23 protein-coding genes are annotated in these 20622 nt (G+C 32.4%); 3 read left to right on the forward strand and 20 right to left on the reverse strand.

The genetic code is table 11. The annotated features are described in order from the left end of the window. Window positions 1-8 precede the first annotated feature (8 nt). The 8 genes from sufU to pepD form a co-directional block, all read right to left on the reverse strand. On the reverse strand, window positions 9-428 hold the full coding sequence (sufU, locus tag ACCQ40_RS01425; RefSeq protein WP_410032299.1) for a Fe-S cluster assembly sulfur transfer protein SufU: 420 nt from the start codon (window positions 426-428) through the stop codon (window positions 9-11). Between the two features lies 1 nt (window position 429). After that, on the reverse strand, window positions 430-1650 hold the full coding sequence (locus ACCQ40_RS01430) for a SufS family cysteine desulfurase (protein WP_410032300.1): 1221 nt from the start codon (window positions 1648-1650) through the stop codon (window positions 430-432). Between the two features lies 1 nt (window position 1651). Next, window positions 1652-2692: a SufD family Fe-S cluster assembly protein gene (locus ACCQ40_RS01435; RefSeq protein WP_410032301.1), complete on the reverse strand. Its 1041-nt coding sequence runs from the start codon at window positions 2690-2692 to the stop codon at window positions 1652-1654. Then, window positions 2692-4104 (reverse strand): Fe-S cluster assembly protein SufB, encoded by a 1413-nt coding sequence (sufB, locus tag ACCQ40_RS01440; RefSeq protein ID WP_410032302.1) that lies wholly within the window; start codon window positions 4102-4104, stop codon window positions 2692-2694. The genes ACCQ40_RS01435 and sufB overlap by 1 nt, the downstream gene beginning before the upstream one ends. Before the next feature lie 3 nt (window positions 4105-4107). After that, window positions 4108-4839, reverse strand: coding sequence for a Fe-S cluster assembly ATPase SufC (sufC, locus tag ACCQ40_RS01445; RefSeq protein WP_410032303.1), 732 nt, complete (start codon window positions 4837-4839; stop codon window positions 4108-4110). Window positions 4840-4977: 138 nt separating this feature from the next. Continuing rightward, a complete protein-coding gene (locus ACCQ40_RS01450) occupies window positions 4978-5244 on the reverse strand; it encodes an HPr family phosphocarrier protein (protein WP_394019652.1) in 267 nt (88 codons plus the stop codon). Window positions 5245-5386: 142 nt separating this feature from the next. Continuing rightward, complete coding sequence (locus tag ACCQ40_RS01455; RefSeq protein ID WP_410032456.1) at window positions 5387-5737, reverse strand: M20/M25/M40 family metallo-hydrolase; 351 nt, start codon at window positions 5735-5737, stop codon at window positions 5387-5389. Further along, window positions 5656-6798 carry a beta-Ala-His dipeptidase gene (gene pepD, locus ACCQ40_RS01460; RefSeq protein ID WP_410032304.1) on the reverse strand — a complete coding sequence of 381 codons (1143 nt, stop codon included), beginning with the start codon at window positions 6796-6798 and terminating at the stop codon, window positions 5656-5658. The genes ACCQ40_RS01455 and pepD overlap by 82 nt, the downstream gene beginning before the upstream one ends. Before the next feature lie 296 nt (window positions 6799-7094). Between pepD and ACCQ40_RS01465 the strand changes: the two genes are divergently transcribed. Continuing rightward, on the forward strand, window positions 7095-7964 hold the full coding sequence (locus tag ACCQ40_RS01465; RefSeq protein WP_394019648.1) for a C39 family peptidase: 870 nt from the start codon (window positions 7095-7097) through the stop codon (window positions 7962-7964). A 20-nt stretch (window positions 7965-7984) separates the two neighbouring features. On the opposite strand, the gene hemZ is transcribed toward ACCQ40_RS01465, so the two are convergent. From hemZ to ACCQ40_RS01495, 6 genes are all read right to left on the reverse strand, one after another. Continuing rightward, window positions 7985-9283 (reverse strand): coproporphyrinogen dehydrogenase HemZ, encoded by a 1299-nt coding sequence (hemZ, locus tag ACCQ40_RS01470; RefSeq protein ID WP_410032305.1) that lies wholly within the window; start codon window positions 9281-9283, stop codon window positions 7985-7987. A gap of 64 nt (window positions 9284-9347) precedes the next feature. Beyond that, the gene (locus ACCQ40_RS01475) at window positions 9348-10679 is read right to left on the reverse strand and encodes an AbgT family transporter (protein ID WP_410032306.1); all 1332 of its coding nucleotides are present in this window, start codon (window positions 10677-10679) and stop codon (window positions 9348-9350) included. Between the two features lie 40 nt (window positions 10680-10719). After that, complete coding sequence (locus ACCQ40_RS01480) at window positions 10720-10896, reverse strand: AbgT family transporter (protein WP_410032307.1); 177 nt, start codon at window positions 10894-10896, stop codon at window positions 10720-10722. Window positions 10897-11051: 155 nt separating this feature from the next. Then, window positions 11052-11684, reverse strand: a complete 633-nt coding sequence (locus tag ACCQ40_RS01485) for a CpXC domain-containing protein (RefSeq protein ID WP_410032308.1) — start codon at window positions 11682-11684, stop codon at window positions 11052-11054. A gap of 7 nt (window positions 11685-11691) precedes the next feature. Continuing rightward, on the reverse strand, window positions 11692-12111 hold the full coding sequence (locus ACCQ40_RS01490; protein WP_410032309.1) for a PPC domain-containing DNA-binding protein: 420 nt from the start codon (window positions 12109-12111) through the stop codon (window positions 11692-11694). Window positions 12112-12153: 42 nt separating this feature from the next. Continuing rightward, complete coding sequence (locus ACCQ40_RS01495) at window positions 12154-12693, reverse strand: ECF transporter S component (RefSeq protein WP_410032310.1); 540 nt, start codon at window positions 12691-12693, stop codon at window positions 12154-12156. Window positions 12694-12756: 63 nt separating this feature from the next. Here ACCQ40_RS01495 and ACCQ40_RS01500 point away from each other — a divergent pair, with 63 nt between their 5' ends. Continuing rightward, on the forward strand, window positions 12757-13419 hold the full coding sequence (locus ACCQ40_RS01500) for a hypothetical protein (protein WP_410032311.1): 663 nt from the start codon (window positions 12757-12759) through the stop codon (window positions 13417-13419). Window positions 13420-13432: 13 nt separating this feature from the next. Beyond that, window positions 13433-14959: a ClC family H(+)/Cl(-) exchange transporter gene (locus ACCQ40_RS01505; protein WP_410032312.1), complete on the forward strand. Its 1527-nt coding sequence runs from the start codon at window positions 13433-13435 to the stop codon at window positions 14957-14959. Between the two features lie 39 nt (window positions 14960-14998). Here ACCQ40_RS01505 and ACCQ40_RS01510 read toward each other — a convergent pair whose 3' ends face one another. The 6 genes from ACCQ40_RS01510 to ACCQ40_RS01535 all read right to left on the reverse strand — a co-directional run bounded on the left by ACCQ40_RS01510 (window position 14999) and on the right by ACCQ40_RS01535 (window position 20410). Beyond that, complete coding sequence (locus tag ACCQ40_RS01510; protein WP_410032313.1) at window positions 14999-15925, reverse strand: hypothetical protein; 927 nt, start codon at window positions 15923-15925, stop codon at window positions 14999-15001. 98 nt (window positions 15926-16023) lie between these two features. Continuing rightward, entirely contained in the window at window positions 16024-17037 is a 1014-nt protein-coding gene (locus ACCQ40_RS01515) for a CAP domain-containing protein (RefSeq protein ID WP_410032314.1), read from the reverse strand. A 111-nt stretch (window positions 17038-17148) separates the two neighbouring features. Further along, a complete protein-coding gene (locus ACCQ40_RS01520) occupies window positions 17149-17871 on the reverse strand; it encodes a hypothetical protein (protein WP_410032315.1) in 723 nt (240 codons plus the stop codon). Window positions 17872-17980: 109 nt separating this feature from the next. Then, the gene (locus tag ACCQ40_RS01525; RefSeq protein ID WP_410032316.1) at window positions 17981-18991 is read right to left on the reverse strand and encodes a CAP domain-containing protein; all 1011 of its coding nucleotides are present in this window, start codon (window positions 18989-18991) and stop codon (window positions 17981-17983) included. A 79-nt stretch (window positions 18992-19070) separates the two neighbouring features. Further along, on the reverse strand, window positions 19071-19580 hold the full coding sequence (locus tag ACCQ40_RS01530; protein ID WP_410032317.1) for an FUSC family protein: 510 nt from the start codon (window positions 19578-19580) through the stop codon (window positions 19071-19073). Further along, window positions 19577-20410 (reverse strand): nucleoside hydrolase, encoded by an 834-nt coding sequence (locus tag ACCQ40_RS01535; RefSeq protein WP_410032318.1) that lies wholly within the window; start codon window positions 20408-20410, stop codon window positions 19577-19579. The genes ACCQ40_RS01530 and ACCQ40_RS01535 overlap by 4 nt, the downstream gene beginning before the upstream one ends. Between the last annotated feature and the right edge of the window lie 212 nt (window positions 20411-20622).

Below are 20622 nucleotides of genomic sequence, written 5' to 3' on the forward strand. Positions count from 1 at the left end.
TATTCATATTAGATAACTTGATCTAGGGTTTTCCAAGAAAGTAGGGCGCATTTTACTCTTTGTGGCATATTTTGAATGTTTATAAAAGCTACTGCATCTCCCAATTTTTCTAGTTCTTCATCGCTTACTTCTTCTCTTTTGATCATTCTTATATAAATATCAGCCATTTCTTTGGCTTCTTCTTTGCTTTTACCAATGATTGTATCACACATTACACTTGTAGCTGCTTGGCTGATAGCACAACCATCACCTGTAAAGGCTGCATCCACAATTTTTTCTCCATCTGTTTTAAGTTCTAAAACTATTTCATCTCCACAAGATGGGTTGTGGCCAGGCTCTGTGATATCAGCGTCTGCTAGTTCGTGCTTATTGGCTTGGTTTCTGGAATGATCTAGGATTATTTGGCTATAAATTTCTTCCATATTCATATTATAAACCCATTACCTTTCTAACATTTAAAAGTTCTTTTGCAAATATTTCTGCTTCTTCTTTGGTATTATAAAATGCAAAGCTTGCACGCGCTGTAGCACTTACTCCAAAATATTTGTGAAGAGGCATAGCACAGTGGTGGCCACTTCTTACTGCAACTCCTTTACTATCAAGGATAGATGCAATATCGTGTGGGTGGATGTCTTCAAAGGTAAATGATAAAACTGCTCCAGTTTTTACATTTTCTGGATAGAATATTTTGATATTTGGAATATCTTTTATTAAACCGTAGGCATAGCGAGCTAGGTCTGATTCGTATTCATAAATCTCATCTACACCAATGTTTTCCATATATTTTATTGCTTCTGCAAGCCCTACTACTCCACCTACATCTTGGGTTCCAGCTTCAAACTTGTAAGGAAGTTCTGCAAAGGTTGCTTCTTGTTCGTAAACATATTCTATCATGTCCCCACCAGTATTAAATGGAACCATGTCTTCTAGTATTTCTTTTTTACCATATAAAACTCCAGTTCCCATTGGTGCAAGAAGTTTATGGCCTGAAAATACTAAAAAGTCACAGTCAAGGTCTGCTACATCAGTTTTTAAGTGTGGGATTAATTGAGCGCCATCTACAATTGCAATAGCTCCTACTTCATGGGCCCAGCCTGTAATTTTTTTAACATCGATGATTTCACTATTTACATTGCTTGCACCTGTAAAGGAAACTATTTTTGTATTTTCATTTATTTTTGCTTTTAAATCATCATAGTCTAGGGAGTAGTCATCATTTAAGTAGGCATAAACTAGGTTAGCCCCAGTTTTTTTTGCTACTATTTGCCAAGGAACTATGTTTGCATGGTGTTCTAAGATTGTAATTAGAATCTCATCACCAGCTTTTAAATTGTTCAAGGCATAGGAATAAGCAATTAAATTTAATGCTTCTGTAGCATTTCTTGTAAAGATCACTTCTTCACGATGAGCTGCTCCTATGTATTCTTTAATATAATCACGAGAATTTTCATAAGCCTCTGTTGCCACATAGCTTAAATAATGGGCTCCTCTGTGAGGGTTAGCATTTTGGTATTTATAATATTTGTCAACAGCCTCAAGAACTTGGATTGGTTTTTGGCTGGTTGCTGCTGTATCTAAATAAATGACTTCCTTACCTAGATTTTTACTATCTAGGTAAGGAAAATCAGCTCTGATTTTTTGTATATCCATTTTAATTCCTTGTATTCATTTGACGAACTATTTCTTTTAGTTCGCCCCTTAAAGATTCATCTTCAATTTTATCAAGGGCTTTTGAGAATGTTGCTTCTAGCATCATTGACTCTGCTTGTTTTTTATCAAAACCACGACTCATGATGTAAAATAACATATCTTTATTTAATCTACCCACACTAGCAGCATGGTTTCCTGCTACTTCTTTTTCTGCACAAAGAAGGATTGGGGCAGTTTTATTTTTTACATTATCTGAAAACATCATTGAGTAATCGCCAATTTTACCATCTGCTTCAAAGCAACCGTGTTTTAAATCAACAACACCCTTCCAGTTTTTATGAGCATTATCCTTTAATGCACCATTAAACATAGCATCGGAATCAGTTTCATTGCCGTAATGGTCATTGTTGGCAAGGATATCTAGGAATTGCTCTTTTTCTTTAAAGTAGATTCCATCCTCAATAACATGAGCTCTATCTCCTTTTAAGATATTTTTAATATTTACTATTGAATAGTCAGCTCCAATTTCAATATATGAAATATCTAAAAGTGCATCTTCTCCTACAATTGTAGTTATAGATTGTAAGTTAGTTGAGCTTTCACCAAAGTTTGTCACTACAACTAATTTTACTTTTGCTTTATCAGCTACATTTACCCTTAATTGAGAGTTTAAATATAAATTTTCTCCCTCCCCTAGGGCTGATATTAAAAATGAAGATTCAGAATTTTCGCGGGCATTGATATCAATGCCTGCTACTAAAATATTATTTTCATCATCAAGTTTTAACTCAATAGATTCAAAATCTTTTTTACCTTCTACATCACGGTAGATGCTAAAGTTTCTAAATTCTTGGTTTTCGTTTTTAGTTTCTTCTGAAAGACCATATTCATAAGCCTTAAAAGCATCGTCTAATTCTTTTATGGCTTGGCCTTCGCTATTTTTAAAGTACTCTTGTTTTTCTTTTAGGGTAAGATTTGTATCAACGTAGTTTAGCCCTTGAGAATTCCAAGTGTACATTCTCATTTCATTTAGTCTACTCATTAACCGTTTGCTCCTTCTAGTTCCATATCTATTAGGTGGTTCATTTCAACTGCATATTCTAATGGTAGCTCGCGGCTAACTGGCTCTGCAAATCCACGAACAATCATTGATTTCGCTTCATCTTCTGGAATACCACGGCTCATTAGATAAAATATTTGTGATTGGTTTAGTGATCCAATTTTTGCTTCATGACCACAGTCTACATCATCGTTTCTAATGTCTAATACTGGAATTGTATCTGATTGAGCATTCTCACCTAACATTAGGTTTTCACAGTCTACTGTAGAACGGCTGCCTTTAGCATTTTTCTTCATTTGAACTAATGATCTAGTCATTGATTTACCAGTTCCAGCTGTGATTGATTTTGTAAGGGCTGTTGAATATGTGTTTGGAGCTAGGTGAATCATTGAGCATCCATTGTCAATGTATTGACCATCAGATGCAAAAGTAATTCCTGTGTATTCTGCGCTTGCACCTTCCCCAGCTAAAACTGATGTTGGGTAAAGCATAGAAACTTTTGATCCAAAAGAACCTGATACCCAAATTACTTTTCCGCCTTCATCAACGATAGCACGTTTGGTATTTAGGTTATACATATTTCTTGACCAGTTTTCTATGGTAGAAAATCTTACTTCTGCATTTTTCCCAACAAAAATTTCTACTGATCCTGCGTGTAGGTTTACTACGTTATATCTAGGTGCAGAACATCCTTCGATAAAGTGAACTTTTGCATTGTCTTCTGCAATAATCATTGTGTGTTCAAATTGTCCTGCTCCTGGAGCATTTAATCTATAATATGATTGAAGTGGAATATCTACTTTTACTCCTTCTGGGACATAGATTAATGATCCACCTGACCATACTGCACCGTGTAAGGCTGCGTATTTGTGAAGTGTTGGTGGGATTGCTCTTTGGAAATATTCTTTAACAAGGTCTTCGTGTTCTTTTAGGGCTGTTGCAAAGTCCATAAAGATTACACCTTGGTCTTCTAAGTGTTTTTGGATAGAGAAATATACTTCTTCACTATCGTATTGGGCACCAACACCTGCTAGAGATTCTTGTTCAGCTTGTGGGATACCTAGTCTATCAAAGGTTGCTTTGATTTCTTCAGGAAGAGCTTCCCAGTTTGATTTTTTATCTGTTTTTGGTTTTACATATGCTGTAATGTCATTAACATCTAGCTCTGATAAATCTGGTCCCCAAGTTGGATTTTCCATTTGGTTAAAGAGTTCTAGAGATTTTAATCTTCTAATTCTCATCCAATCTGGTTCGCCTTTTTCACGAGATATTTCGTTTACGATATCAGCATTGATACCTTTTTCTGTTATCTTATCGTAGGTAAATTCATCTATAAAATCATAGAACCCACGATCAAGTTCTTTTAATTTTTCTTCTATATTGTTACTTGGCATAATTTACACCCATTCGTATCCGCGTTTTTCGATTTCATCCATAAGGCTTGCATCACCTTCGTGTGCAATCTTACCATCTTTGATAACATGAACATAATCAGCTTTGATATTTTCAAGCAATTCTCTGTGATGAGTGATAATAATTACTGCATTATCTTCTGATAAATAATCTTCGATACCCTTACTTACTATTCTTACAGCATCAACGTCAAGACCTGAGTCTGTTTCATCTAGCATAGCAAGTTTTGGTTGTAGCATTTTCATTTGTAATATTTCAGATTTTTTACGTTCACCACCTGAAAAACCAACGTTTACATATCTACCTGCATAATCTTCAGATAAGTTTAGGCTATCCATTTCTTTTGTAAGTTGTTTTGTAAATGCAAGCATTTGTGGTTTTTCGCCTGTAATTTGTTCTTCAGAAATTCTTAGGAAATCATTTAGTTTTACTCCTGGAATTTCATCAGGGTGTTGGAAACTCATAAAGATTCCACGACGAGCTCTTTTATCTACAGATTCTTCTGTGATATCATCGCCCTCAAAATAAATTTTTCCTTCTGTTACTTCATAAACAGGATTTGCCATGATTGTATTCATAAGTGTTGACTTACCAGATCCATTTGATCCCATTACAACATGGACTTCACCTTTGTTTACTGTTAAATCTATACCTTTTAAAATCTCAGTATCTTCAACTGATACATGTAGATTTTCTATTTTTAATAACTCAGACATTTTTACCTCTTCTTTTAAATTTAGTAATAAATCTTCAATTAAAATATACTACTTTACTAGGAATTATCAATTATAATCCTTTACACATTGTACCTTTATTTATGCAATAAAAAAACGAGCCTAGGCTCGTAAATTTTTTTATTGGTTATTTATCTTATTTTCTATAACATCAACAAGAGTTTTTACAGCTTCTTGTTCGTTATCTCCACTAGCTCTTACAATTAACTCATCACCATTAGAAGCACTCATGCTAAGAACTGACATGATTGACTTTGCATTATAACTTCTTCCATTTTTCTCAACTGTGATGTCACAAGGAAATTTCACCGCTGCTCTTATAAAAATTGATGCAGGCCTTGCATGCAAGCCAATTTCATTAGTTAGTATAACTTTTTGCTCGTACATAGTACCTCCTTTTTTAGGTTTTTTCTTATGTAATTATATTACAATATAATCTATGAAAATGCAAACATTTTCCGTGATTTTTTTGTTAATATTTTTAATAAAAGCATATAAAAAGACCACCCTAGCTGGGTGGACTTTTTAACTAGGCTCTTTTTAATAATTCAACTAAGAATTTATAATTTTTCTCTGTTGATTCTATATTTACTCTTTCAGATGGTGAGTGTGCGCCCTCTATTGTTGGTCCAAATGATAGCATTTCTACATTTGGCATAACACCTTTAAATAATCCACATTCTAGACCACCGTGAGTTGTTTCTACTATCATTTCTGATCCAGTTTGTTCTTTCCAAATATCATTGGCAATATCTATTAATTTTGTTTCTTCTCTTTGCCATCCTGTGTAAGGATTGTTTACTTCGCAGTGAGCACCAAATTGTTCAGCAATTTTTTGAGAAATTGCTGCTCTGTTAAATTTAGCAGAGTCAATTGTGATCTAATCATAGATACTATCCTCACTTCATTTTCGTCTTCTTCTAGAATACCTAAGTTTGAAGAAGAAATAACTTCACCTTCATGTTTTTTAATTAATCCATCTGGTAGGGTGTAAAGAGTATTTACAATATTATCTGAAAGTTGTTTTGTCAATACTTCCCCATCAAAACTTGCATCTTCAAGAGTAATTTTTCCATTTGGATCTGTATCTTTTGATTCGTTTAATATATCAGCTATTCTTTGTTCTAATTCTTTTTTAGCAGCGTCTTTATCAGCTACTGCAAAAGTAACTTGGGCTGTGGAGGCAATTGCATTTCTTTTTACTCCACCGTTGATTGATGCAATTTGTACTCCATCAATACCAGCTAAAAGTCTACCAACAGTTTTGATTGCATTTAGGCGTCCTCTGTCAATTTCCATACCAGAGTGGCCACCTTCAAAACCTCTTAGGTCAAGTTTTAAAAATTCGCCTTGGGCAGCTTCTTTTTCTTTTTTAAAGCTAATTTCTAAATCACAACCACCAGCACAGCCGATTGTAAGTATACCATCATCTTCTGTATCGATGTTAATTAAATAATCAGCCTTGATATCTGAAGTATCAAGTTCATTTGCACCAATCATTGAAACTTCTTCACCAGTTGTAATGATTGCTTCAAGTGGCCCGTGAACTACATCTTCATCATCAAAAATTGCTAAAATGTAAGCAACTCCCATACCATCATCAGCACCTAAAGTTGTACCATCAGCTGTTACCCAGCCATCTTCGATTAATAATTTGATAGGGTCTTTGCTAAAGTCATGGTCAGAATCATCTTCTTTTACACAAACCATATCCATATGTCCTTGAAGGGCAATGGTTGGTTTATCTTCGTAACCTTCTGTCGCATCTTTTTTAAATACTACGTTTAAAGCATCATCTTGGCGTACTTCTAGGTTTCTTTCTTTGGCAAAATTTACCAAATAATCAGAAACGGCTTGTTCATTTCCAGAACCTCTTGGAATTTCACTTAATTCACTAAAAAATTTCCAAACTAGTTCAGGTTTTAAATCTTTAATTTCCATTTATATCTCCTTTTTCTATTTAACTAAGTCCTATATTATTTAATACCCAATTTATTTTAAACTTTTGTATATTAACCCCAAGTTTGATCGACCTTGGGGCAAAGGGTTTGCTTTAATTTTAATAATAGGCCTTAGTCCTTAATTTATTATCACTACTATTTTATAGACAAAAGATAATAACTGTCGATATTTAATAAATTTAATTACTTAGTTACATATATTTATTTTTATAACTAATATTGTTCATTAATTCGAATCATGATATAATATATTTAAACATAAGTGTAGGAGTAGATATGAAAGTACATAAAAGAAAAAAATTTGGCTGCTTATCCACTTTGGTAATAATAGTTTTTTTAATAATCATTTTTAATTTCTTAAAAACAAGATACAATGAGGTTTCTTATTACACAGATTCCCCACTAGATCTAATAAGTGAATTATTTAATTTTGGTCTAGGATTTGACCCAGATGGATATAAAACAGATGATAAGAGAATTCTTAAAAATAATTTAAAAAAAGAAGCAAATAGTGGTAATGATAAAGCAAGTTGGATTGTAGATAATTTTGATAATTTAGATGATGCTTTGATTTATCTTGCTGGCAATGACTCCGATACAATTGATTTTGTTTACAACTATCAAAACGGCATTACTAATTTCGAGTTTTTCCCTGGCGAGTCAGTTTTACTAGATCGTAAGACTCCCTACTTTTTACAATGGGACAATAGGTGGGCTTATAATGCCTTAGATGATAAAAATATAGGTTTGTATGGTTGTGGCCCTACAGCTATGGCCATGGTCCTGGCTAGGTTAAATGGAGATATTTCCATAACTCCAGATATAGTTGCCAAAGATGCAGAAGCCTACATGACCTACGGAGGAATTTCATGGGATTTTTTCTCAGATGAGGCCAAGCGATATGGTTATACTATTAGTGAAATCCCCCTAGATGAATATGAATTGATCTATGCCTTAGACCAGGGACCTCTGATCGTCTCTGTAAACCGCGGGTATTTCACCCTTTTTGGTCATATTATGGTCATAGACTCATATAGGAATGGAAAATTTGTCATAAACGACCCAAACAGTATACGCAAGAGTCAAAAATCTTGGTCTTATGATGAGATTTCTAATCAAATCGCTAAAATTTGGCTGATAAAGTAAAAGTGAACCCAATCTTAGGTTCACTTTTGCCTTATATATTCATTTATAATTTGATTTTTATCCCTAATTATTTTCTCAATATTTTCCCTATAGTCTTTCATATTGCGAGCGTTCCTGTATTTTTTACCATTCATAAGCTTGCTATTAGCATTCATACCCAAGCCTATAACATTCTCTATTTCTTCATTGATAATTATATTGTATCTTTGGGCAGTATTTGCCTTTTGATAGCCAACATTTTCTAGGTTGCTGATAATATTTTTTTGGCGATAGAGATAGTAGGGTTTATAAGAATTTTTTTCTGTAAATCTTTTTATAGCTTCATTTATAGCAAGGGCATCATCAATAGATCCCTTTTTGTTTTTTTCCTTATACTTACTGCCAGATTTTGTAGCCAAGGCATGGAAGGTAATATTATCGGGAGTCAATTTTTCTAGAATATCAAAGTTTTTTATAAAGTCTCTGCTAGTTTCTCCTACCAACCCTACTATAAAATCCATATTAATTATAAATCCTAAATCAGAGGCTAGGTCATACATTTTTAGAAAATGATCCATATCTTGGATCCTACCCACAGATTTTATAATTTTTTCATTAAAGGTTTGGGGATTTAAAGATATCCTGTTCACACCATTTGCCTTCAGTATTTCTAATTTTTTTCTATCAAGTGTATCTTCACGACCTGCCTCAAAAGTAAATTCTTTATAGGTAAACTTATTATTTATAGCAGTTAAAAGTTTTTTTAAATCCACATGGCTAATATAAGAGGGAGTCCCACCACCGATATAAATAGTATCTAAATTTTCTGGCAGATTTGTCTCGTTAATTTCTTTTATTAAATACGAAACATACTCGCTCTTATCGTGGTTGGGTCCTATTATAGTTGGATAGGAGCAATATTCGCATCTAGTTGGGCAAAAAGGAATATTGATATATAAATTAAAATTATCTTTATCAAATTCTAATTTTTCTTGCTGATTTTCTACATCTACCAATAACTTTATTTTCTCATCAGAAACAAAATATTTTTCTTTTATCTGATTTGGACTTTGTTTTTGCAAGAGTTTGGATGGTTTAGACCCGGTGAGCAAGCCCCATGGAGATTTATAATCATTTACTTCCACTAATATGTTATACAATGTACCCTTAAGCTGATAATTATCCTTATAAGAATAAACTTGTCCACCATATTTAAGCTCATCATCTAAAATAATAAGCTCACCATCATCGGCAAAAATAATTTCCCTATCATCATAAAATATATTTAAAATATCATATACAATTTTTCTTTTATTTTCATTAGCTAAGTAAATTTTCATGGGATGATTATACTTATTGTTGGTAAATAAAAACAGGCTTTCATAGGGAAAACCTGTCTACTATTTAAACATATAAACCTGCGCCTGGCCCTAGAGGTAATTTAAATATCATCCAAGCTATTATTAATATTGTCCAGAATATCAAAAACGCAATTGAATATGGAAGCATGGTGGAAATAAGAGTTCCAAGCCCGCTTTTTTTATCATATTTTTGCATAAATACTACTATCATTGCAAAGTAGCTCATAAGTGGACTGATGATATTTGTAGATGAATCAGCAATTCTATAAGCCATTTGAGTTAATTCTGGTGAAAGACCTAACTCAAAGAACATAGGTACAAAAATCGGTGCCATAATAGCCCATTTTGCGGAGGCAGATCCCATAAATAAATTTAAGAATGCTGTTAGCAAAATAAACAATACTATAAGTGGGATACCTTTTAAACCAATATTATTTAAGAAGTTTGCTCCATTTACAGACAATATAGTACCAAGGTTTGAGTAGGCAAATAGCGCCACAAACTGTGCAGCAAAAAATGCTAATACTAAATATCCACCCATTGACTCCATAGATTTTGTCATAGCCTTTACTAAATCGTTTGAATCTTTAATAGTACCTACGGTTTTACCATATACTGCTCCCGGAATTAAGAAAAGTAAAAGTAAGGCTGGGATAAGACCATGAGCTAAGAAATTATTTATATTCACATCACCATATTTATCTGGCTCTTTTAAAATTGCATTTTCAGGGAACATTAAAAATCCTAAAACAATTAAATAAGTAACTAAAGCAATTAATGCTCTTCTAAGCCCTTTTTTCTCTATATCTGTAACCTCAGATCCGGTATCATGGGCACTAATATTTTTATACTCACCAAGGTTTGGTATAACTACAAGCTCAGTTATAAGAGTTCCTATTATAGTTAGCCAAACTGTAGAGGCAATTAAGAAAAACCAGTTTCCTGTAACATCAATTGTTGCATCGATATTTGCTGCCCTTAAGGCCTCGTTGGTAAGTCCTGATAAAAGTGCATCAGTTGGTCCAAAAATTAAGTTAGCTGAAAATCCTCCAGAAACTCCTGCAAAGGCAGCAGCAAGACCTGCTATTGGGTGTTTGCCAGCTGAAAGAAAAATCATAGCACCAAGAGGAATAACAACTACATAACCTGCATCAGATGCTATATTTGAAATAATACCTACAAAAACCACTGTAGCTGTAAGAACTACCGATGGTACATTTGATAAAAGTTTTTTAAGTCCTGCATCAAAAAATCCCGCATACTCAGCAACTCCTACACCTAACATTGCAACTAATACTGTTCCTAAAGGTGCAAAACCTGTAAAGTTTGTAACAGTAGTTTGGAAAATATGTCTAATACCCTCAGCATTTAACAATGGAACAGCCGATATTTCTACAACTTTTCCTTCTCTGGCATCAAAAAAAGTCTACAGAAACTCCGTTCATATAACAAATTTGGGCAACCACTGCTAGAATTACAATCATTATTACAAAAATCATTGCCGGGTGCGGCAGGGCATTACCCACTCTTTCAACCCACGCTAAGAATCCTTTTGATTCTTTAGCTTGGATTTTAGTTTTTTTATTATCCATAATTCCTCCTAATCAATGAATTTATATAAAAATATATTTATATTTTATTCCTTTATTAGATAAGTCAAATAATAAGCAATTATATTTTCTTCATTAAATTAGTAAAGTGATAAAGCTATAAAAAAACTAGCATAATGCTAGTTAAAAAATAATTTTTATTTTAAAAATTGATAGGCCCAATTTTTGTCGATTTTCTCAGCCCTTTCGCTTGAAAAAAGTCCCTCGTACTGACCTACTATCTTATCATATACTTCCCTTACAAAAGCTAGGGTGTACTCTCTACCATCAGTGGTTTTAATTAAAAATGTATTGCCATCTACTAGTCTAAATGAAAGCACATCATCGTGATTAAAGGCGAGTTCTTCACTTTCTAGTAGGATGTATTTCATAATTTCAACGGCTTTATCAGATAAGTAGTTTTCAAAAATTACAATTTTTTCACGTAATTCTTCGATATCACTTGTCATCCTTGTAAGGTACTTTTCTTGCTCTTGTTTATGATATCTATCAAGTAAAGATAAACTTGATACAAAGGCAAGTCTAGCTTTTTTATCTACAAATTGTGGGTCATTTACTAGCATAAATTTAATTTCATCATCTGTATAGGCAAATCTATAATTTAATATAAATTCATGTCCACAATTTGGGCAATGTTGGATGCCAAATTGATTAGCTAGTATCAGTTCTCTATCAGTTGTAGCAGAAAATACTGCTGTGTTTAATTCGCTTTCAAAAGATTGGCCACAAGCTGGGCAAGTTATTCCAAATATTTTTTCTCTAGTTTGCATATTCCACCTAAAATTCTATAATTTGTATTCCTAGTTCAGGATCTGTTTGTTTTTCTAATTTACCATCTATTAAGTCTATAAATATTTCTACTGTAAAGGAGCAGATAGCCTCTCCCAGGTGACCACCTATGACTTTTGAATTCTCATTTGCACAAGTAATGTGGGTGTGAACCACCTTTTTATCTTCAAAAGTTGTTATATTGCCTATTAATGAAGTTATTTCTAAATTTTCCTTGTGAATATCCCAAGTATAGTCATCATCACCTGGCTTCATTAAACCAATTTTTAATTCATTTACAGCTCCTATTCCTTGAAAGTGAGCTGCCGAGATATTTGCTTCATTGGCAAGTTTTTCAAGTGATTCTATAATCTTTTCACCTTTTTTAAGCCTAAGTACAATTTTATTATCAAATCTCTTATAATCCATAAAGTCACCTCTTAAAAAGATAGATACCCAATAATGGGTTAACTACTCAAATTTGACTGCTTTTAAGAGTGGAATCGCAATTATTGATGCAAAAATTACAGATATTATCCCATTTGTAAAAGAAACACCAGCTTTTTGAACAAGCTCTACCATGCTAGCTTCGTAAGTTAGGTTAAGGATGTAATAATTTTTGATGAATGTTTTTGCTAAATAAAGCACAATATAGGTTAATTGGCCCAAGATAGATGCAAGGACGATATTTGCTTTACTTTCTCTATTGGATCTTTTATTAAAAACAAAGCCTGCCACAGCTGCCATGGCAAATTTATTTATAAAAGTAGTTGGAGCGGATGTAAAATAAACTGGATCAAATAAATCAAATAAAGTTGGCCCAATTCCTGCCGCAAGTCCACCATAAAGCGGTCCTAAAATAATACCGGATAAAAGACAAAATACATTTCCCAAATGAAAACGAGTATTTCCAAAAGGAGTTACCAAGGGAATTTGCAAGTAATTAGAAACAAAGGTAAGGGCAGCAAAAAGCCCTACGTAGGTAAGTTTTTTTGTTGTTAATTTTTTCATAAAGCCTCCTAAGTTAATAGTATAACACATAAACTTCCGGTAAAATTAAAATGAGGTGATATAATGAGCGAAAATTTAGGACCAATACATTACATGATGTATGAGAAAATAAAATTTCAAGATGAGATTACAAATTATTTATTAGAAGGTGATACCAGTGAGGTTGATAAATTAAATAAACCAGTATCAAAAGAACCTTTAGAAAATCTAATTGACCAAGCTAATATCCATGGGTGGTTAGATTCAAAAATAGATGTAGTTGAAAATAGGTTAAACTATGCTTTAAACAATAGCGAAAATACCAAAGAAAAAATGTATGAATTTGGTAAAGAAAATGCTAAAGGCAAAAATTTTGATGATTTTAATAGCGTATTTAGTGATTTAAATATGCTTTTATTAGACGGTATGCCTTGTGATAGGGGTTTATCTGCCCAAATAGATGATAAGGGAGATTTATATTTAATAACTAACACCAATCTTCATAGTAAATATGAAAATCAAAATATAAATCCAGAAGATGCAAGGGACAATACCTGTGCTGGAGGCCATGACCATGACCACCACGAAAGCTTTGAAGTATCCAGCAATGATAATATAGATTTAAAAAAAGAAAATTCTAGCTATCATGACTATAGGTATGAGTTTTTAAAGGGATATTTTTCTGCTAGTCCATATGGTGTAGAAATGGTAAATGGTATAAATTATCGTATTTATCCCAAAAATTAATTATTGGTAAAAAATGAGAAACGATTTTAACAACAATAGAAAATTAATATTTAGAATGCTAACTGATTCTATAATAGTAGGGGCCATAGCCGGCCTCTTCTCTGTACTTTATAGGTTTATCATTTCAAGAATAGGCCCTTATAGGGAGTCTTTGTATACTAATTTTAATTTTAAATCTGTACTTATTTTAATAATTATGGCTATAATTATTTCATTTATCATAAACCGATTATTAAAGTGGGCTCCCCTTTCTGGCGGAAGTGGTATTCCTCAAATCCGTGGAGAAATCCTAGGGAAATTTAAGATGGATGAGTGGCCAACTATTATTTCGAAAATTGTTGGTGGCAGCCTTGGCAATCTTATGGGTTTTTCCCTTGGTAGAGAGGGCCCATCTATACAAATGGGTGGAGCAAGTGCAAAATTTGTAGGTAAAGTTTTAAAAAGACCACCCGATGAAATAAAGTATATGATAACAGCAGGAGCAGCAGCAGGCCTTGCTGCTGCCTTTAATGCTCCAATGGCAGGTTGTATTTTCGCAATAGAAGAATTACATAAATCGTATTCAAAATTTGTTCTTCTTCCTGCATTTATAGCATCTATAGTAGCAAATTATGTATCTTTTGTAATAATGGGTGCTGAATCTTCATTTACATTTGCAGTTATAAAATCACTTCCTATGAGCCTTATATGGGTTGCAATATTAGTGGGAATCCTGACTGGGCTAGTAGGCAGTTTTTATAATCTAATGATAGTCAAATTTCAAGACTTATTTAAAAAAATTAATTCAGACATTTTAAAATATTCCCTACTAATGGGTGTTACAATTATCCTTGGCTTTTTATTTTTTGAAGCAACTGGCGGCGGCCACAGCCTTTTAGAAAAAATGTCCGAAACCAGATTTTCTGTAAATTATATACTAGCAATCCTTATAGCAAAACTCTTTTATACTACATTTTGCTATGGATCAGGTGTGCAAGGAGGTATCTTCCTCCCAGTTCTTGTAATCGGAGGATCGTGTGGTGCTTTAGTTTTTGCAATGCTTGAAAAAGGAATAAATCTAGACCAATATTATATAAATTTTATAGTTTTAGGAATGTCAGGCATCCTAGCGTCAGTGGTAAGAAGTCCAATACTATCTGTAATCTTAGTTTCAGAAATGATATCAAGCTTTGAGCACTTATTAGGCATAGCAGTAGTAGTTATTGTTTCTTATTATGTAGCAGAAGCCTTAAAAGTTGAACCAATTTATGATACACTTTTTGAAAGACAATTAAGAAATAAAAACCTACTAGTAACTCATGAAAGAGATTTATCTAATTACTCTGTACTTGAGTACACTATAACGGATGGGCTTGATGTAATAAATAAAAAGCTTAAGGAAATAAAATTCCCAAGGCATATTCTAATAATATCTATTGAAAGAGATAACCATGAATTCGTTCCAAATGCAGAAGATAAAATTTTACTAGGTGATAAAATAACTGTCTTGATAGATGCAAAAGATGCTCTAGAAATAGATGAGTATTTGAAAATCGAATAAATATATTTAAACAAATAAAAACGAGCCTAGGCTCGTTTTTTATATGCCACTATTCTTTAAAATAGCTTGTGCTTTTTTTATAGTATCTTTTTGAATTTGAATTAGCCTATTAATTTCTTTACCACGCTGTTTGGCAAATTTAGGCATAGTTCTCATTAAAATTTTCGCACCTTCTATAGATTGCTCTGCTTTTTTGATAGATGCTTTAAGTTTTTCTATTTTTTCATTGCCATAATTTTTATTACCAAAAAACATGGTGTAATTTCCATAATAGTTTGTTACCGCCTGGTTTAAATTTGTTTTTTCTCCAGCAATGATTGCATAAGAATAAACTTCTTCTCCCACCGGTTTAACCTCAGCAAAGCCAAATTCTACTTTACTAGGATCTATTAAAAGTCTTAATTCATTTTTAAGTTCAATAGTTTTATAATAAGGAATAGTCATATCTCTAATGATATCAAAGATTTGCCTGGTAGCTATACTGTAACCATCCGAGTAATATCTAAACTCCATACCTGGGTGGTCTATTTTAGATGTACCAGCATAAACAAAGGATGAATTATCTGGTCTTCCATTTTCTGTATCTTCCATAAGATTTTCATAGGCTCTCTGGATAGCAATTTTTTCGTATTCTGTGTTCCAATATACATTATTTATGTATTCTTCTTTTGTAAAACCTTCTTGTGCTGCTACGGTCTGAATGGTCGATGTAGGGCTCCACGTTCCATCATAGGTAAAGTAAAAATTACCTTCCCAAGCTTCTTTTCTAATTCTTCTAACACCTTCTAAAAAATCATTTTTTAACACCTCATCTTGCCTAAGTTGTACTTCATCTTCTATATATGTACTATTTGGCATATTTACATTTAAATCCAAGATAGGAGCGCTACTACTTGCAAAACTAGGATTTGCCCCTAAAAAGCTAAAGGTAAGGGCCAGGGCTGCAATTTTAAGAACCTTTTTCATAATTCCTCCTTATAGATGATACTTCACTATATTAATGCCCCATAGAGTTTTTTTTAAACACAAAAAAGCGAGAAAATATCCCGCTTTTAAAAATAATATTATCTGCCATTTGCTCTTAAAAAAGCTTCTGCCTTGCTGATAATAGCTTTCTGATTTTCAATTAACCTACCAAGTTCGTATCCATATTTTTTTCCAAAGTTTGGCATACTATTAGTTAAAATTTCAGCTCCAGCTATAGTTCTTTTAGCTTCTTTAACAGAGACTTCTAGTTTATCCAAAGTTTCTTTTGAAAGTTTTTTATTATTTTTATTACCGATATGCATTTTATATTGTCCAACATATTCGGTATCTTTATCAACTTCATATGGTTGTATATCTACTGGTTGCATTAATAAGACTGCATAAGATTTTCCTGTATTAGGATTATAAACTTCCCCATATCCAATTTCTTGTGGATAATCTTGAATTAGAATATGAGCAGCAAAATTATTTTGATTATAAATACCATTAGATTCTATAAGATAGTCGTAAGATGTTTTTCCAAATTCATCTTTATTGTGTAACCATGCATCAAATGCTTTCTTAGGAGTTATTTCATTTACATCAGAAACCCATATATCAAATACAGCATCATATCCTATATTCTCTGATTTTAATGTACTTATTGAGGATCCATCAGGTCTTTGAGAGTCACCATTAGTTAAAGTGTACTCATAGGCTCTTTGGATAGCTAATTTTTCTAGTTCCTCATTATATATAAATCTATATTCATAACCTTTGTTAGAAGTTTGCCATCCTTCATCACTATCAGGATCGTATAAATCTTGGACATTCATGCTTGTGTACCCATCAGCAGAATATGGAGCATTTTCATCCCAAGCTCTTTTTCTTATAGCTCTGATATAGCTCATAACTTCTTCTCTTGTAGCTTTACTTTGGTTTAAAGTTACTATATCCTCTCTGTATGGACCACATGGTAAAGTAACTCCTAAGTCTAATTCCTTTACCTGACTTGATGCAAAACTTACATTGTTGGCATTTACTATGCTACCTCCTAAAAAAGAGAACGAAATAGCTAGGGCTGCTGCAGTAACTTTTTTGAAATTTTTCATAATGTCTCCTTATATCAATTTATTATATTAATATAATAATCAATTAATCTATAAAATAACATAATTATGACTTATAATTTTATATTTATTTACTTTTTTAAAAATAAAGTGTTAATCATTTACAATTTCTCTACCGTTAGCTATTAATATCTTTTCCGCTCTTGCTATAATTTGGTATTGTTTTTCTATTAAATTTTGGATTAATTCTCTGTTGATTGTTGAGAACTTTGGCATGATTTGAATTAATAATTCTGCTCCTCCTATGGAGGTTTTTGCATTTTCCAAGGATTCTTCTAGCCTATCTAGGTAAGCACTAGGTATTTGATTTTCTACTGGCTTTTCTTCTATTTCTTCATTAGGGATAGGGGTTTGTGGAGAATCTAGATTTTCTTCTAAGTTTTCTTCCTCTACTTTTTCTGAGTTTTCTATTTCTTCATCAAATATTTCTTCTAAGGCTTCTTGATTATTTTCTTGGTCGATATCTTCTCTGCTTGTTGAATTTTCTGATCCTTCTGTTTCATTTTCTCCTACCATGCCATTATTATTTCTATCATCCATAAATGGATAAAGATAGCTTTGACCTTTTACAACTGGTAGAGAATGTCTGCCGTAATCTTTTACTTCTTTTATTGTAAGCCAACCATTATTATTTTTGTTCATGGCATCAAGTTCTAATCTTTGTTCATTAGTTAGATTTACGTAGGCTTGTCTTGTTCTACTAGATCTATAAAATCCAGAGTTTGTATTTACACCACTTGCAAAGCTTGGATTTATTAAGGTACTGGTTAAAATAGTAAGGGCTAAAGTTTTTGGTAATATTTTTTTTATTTTCATATCTTCTCCTTTAAATATTTATTATTAATAATATTTTAGCATATTAATTAATAAAAAAACATATTTATATAAAAAAAAAGACAGATATACTCTGTCTTTTTCTTTGGTATTAATATTTTGCTAAAATCTTTTCAGCTTGGTCAATTATTTTTTGTGAATTTTCTATTAATTGGTTGAGTTTTGCCCCGTTTTCTTTGGCAAATTGTGGCATGGTTTTCATTAATAGTTCTGCCCCTGCTATGGTTCTTTTGGCATTAATTACTGAATTTTTTAATTTTTCAATACTAGCTGCAGATAATTCTGTTGTTTTTGCTGGTGCTACTGTTTTATTATCTGCTTTTGGAGCATTTTTAATATCTCCTGCATAAATATTAAAATTCCCTACTAAGTTTGATGATGCTTGGTTATTGCCTGCAATAGCAAAATCAAATATTCCAACTCCATAGTTCCACTTAGCATTTGTATTTAGAGCTGCAAAACCGATGTGTCTTAATTCTGGGTCAAGTATTATGTGTAAGTGACCATTGTCAGAATTTGATACACCCTTAGTTTCTTTTAATAAATCATATTCTGACTTATTATTTTTTCTTTTGGATGGTTCGTAAGACCATTGGCCAAAAGATTTTTTTGGACTTTGACTATCTGTGCTTGATGCCAAAATTTCTGCACTTGGTTGGATGCCATTTAGAGAAATAACTGTGTAATTATCACTTCCATCTGGTCTTTGATGGGATAGTCCTGTTAAGGTTTGTTCATAAGCTCTTTGAATAGCAATTTTTTCTAGTTCTGTTGACCAGGTTAAGCCATTTACATAAGCTTCTTTGCTGGTATAACCATTTGCTCTAGCTACATCTTGTAAGCGCTCACCTTTAATGTTTGCATCGGCATCTAGGGTATATAAAATATTTTCATCCCATAATCTTGATCTAATAGCTCGTACTTCATCTAAAACTTGATTTTTAAGATTTTCATCTTGCTTTAAATTAAAAGTTCCTTCACTAAAGTTAATATTTCCTGTATTTTCTACTAAATCTAATCTAGGTGCCGCAAAGGCTGGGCTTGCTCCTAAAAGAGTAAAGGAAAGAGCAAGAGATAGGGCTATTTTTTTACAATTTTTCATAAGATTCTCCTAAAATATTTATTTCATATATATTATTATATACCATATTTTTAGCAAAACTTATCTAAATTTCCATTTTTTATTTTTTATGGGTCAGGTTATACTTTTCCCTTAGATCAAAGTCAGTTCTATTTACTACAATTGCAGATATAACCCCTATCATAGTATCAAAAGTCCTATTAAAGGCAAAAAGAAATGGAAGATTTACTTCTTTGCCATGATTTATAGTTATGGATAAAAAAACTATGGCCATAATAGAAACTGCTTTCGGTTTATTTGCCATGGCCATAATCCAAATTATTAGGGAAGATATAAAGCTGATTAAAATTAGTTCAATAGGCTCTGGTAGGTAATTTGCAGGAACTATTAAAAGATAGGCTAAGCCACAAATACCACCTAGCATAGTACCTATTATTCTATTTATACCTATTTCTCGACTACCTTCTACATCAGATTTTAAACAAATAATTGCAGCAATCGCACTATAAAATGGTAAGCCCTCTCCTGGCCTATAGGCTGATATAAACATAGCAAGGATAACTGCAACAAAAGTTTTAATTATTCTTAATCCTGGAGGTTTGATTTTCATAGGCTGCCTAGAAGAAAATCATAAAAGGCTTCTTCATTTACCCTAGTAACTCTATAATTTTTCTTTCTGCTATTAGTCCTATAAAGGCTACCCGCTTCCCCTTCAAGGTCGCTGGTAATAACACCAAAGCCTGATTCTTCAAAGATAAAGGCTTCTGGAGCCTGGGTTAGGTATAAAAGGAGTGGCGCTCTTAATAGTCTATTTTCTAAAGGTTTGTTTTTAAATTCATTTAAAATAATGTCTAGATTTTTATCTTTACCATAAAGTTTAGCAATTAAATCATCTGAAAGAAGTAGCCCATTTGCAATCTCAAATGGCAATAAAAATAAATCTATGCTGGTATTTAATATTTTGTCAGCAGCTTCAGGATCGTCGATAAAAGTTCCTGATACACTGCCATCTGTTTCACCGCCTAGGATAAAAATATGAGAAATAAGATCTTCTATCTCTGGAGCTTCTTCCAAAGCTTTAGCAATATTTGTTAGCCCTGATGTAGCGATTATATCAAGCCTCCCGCAATCTTCTGCCTTATCAATTATATTTTCATAAGCTGGCATTTTTTCTATATAATCCTTAGTTGTAGAAAAAATTTCCTTATCCAAATGATGGTAATCACTAAAAGGTTTGCCAGCAGCAACTGGTAAAAATAGACCTTCTTCAGTAGAAAGGCCTACAATATTTTCTGCTGCTAAAACTGGGTTCATTTCGCCATCAGATGTAGACATACCAAGAATTTCAAAATTAAAAGATTTAAAGGCCATATAAGTCATAAGAGCCTCATCTTTTGCAAAATTTGTATCTATATATAAAAAAGGTTTTTCGTATTCCATAATTCCTCACTTTTTTCTACTATACTAAGACCATAAAAATTTACCATTTTCTTTATATATTGTATATTATTTTAACCAGTTTTATAAGAGATAAAAAATATTATCGTTAATAGTACTTCTTATGTATTTCCAAATCTGGTAGTTCTAATTTAGAAAAAAGATTTAAAAAAAGGATTTTGTTTAGATTTAATAGTATATAAGAATAATAATTG

Source organism: Anaerococcus cruorum (assembly GCF_046365495.1).
Taxonomy (GTDB): domain Bacteria; phylum Bacillota; class Clostridia; order Tissierellales; family Peptoniphilaceae; genus Anaerococcus; species Anaerococcus cruorum.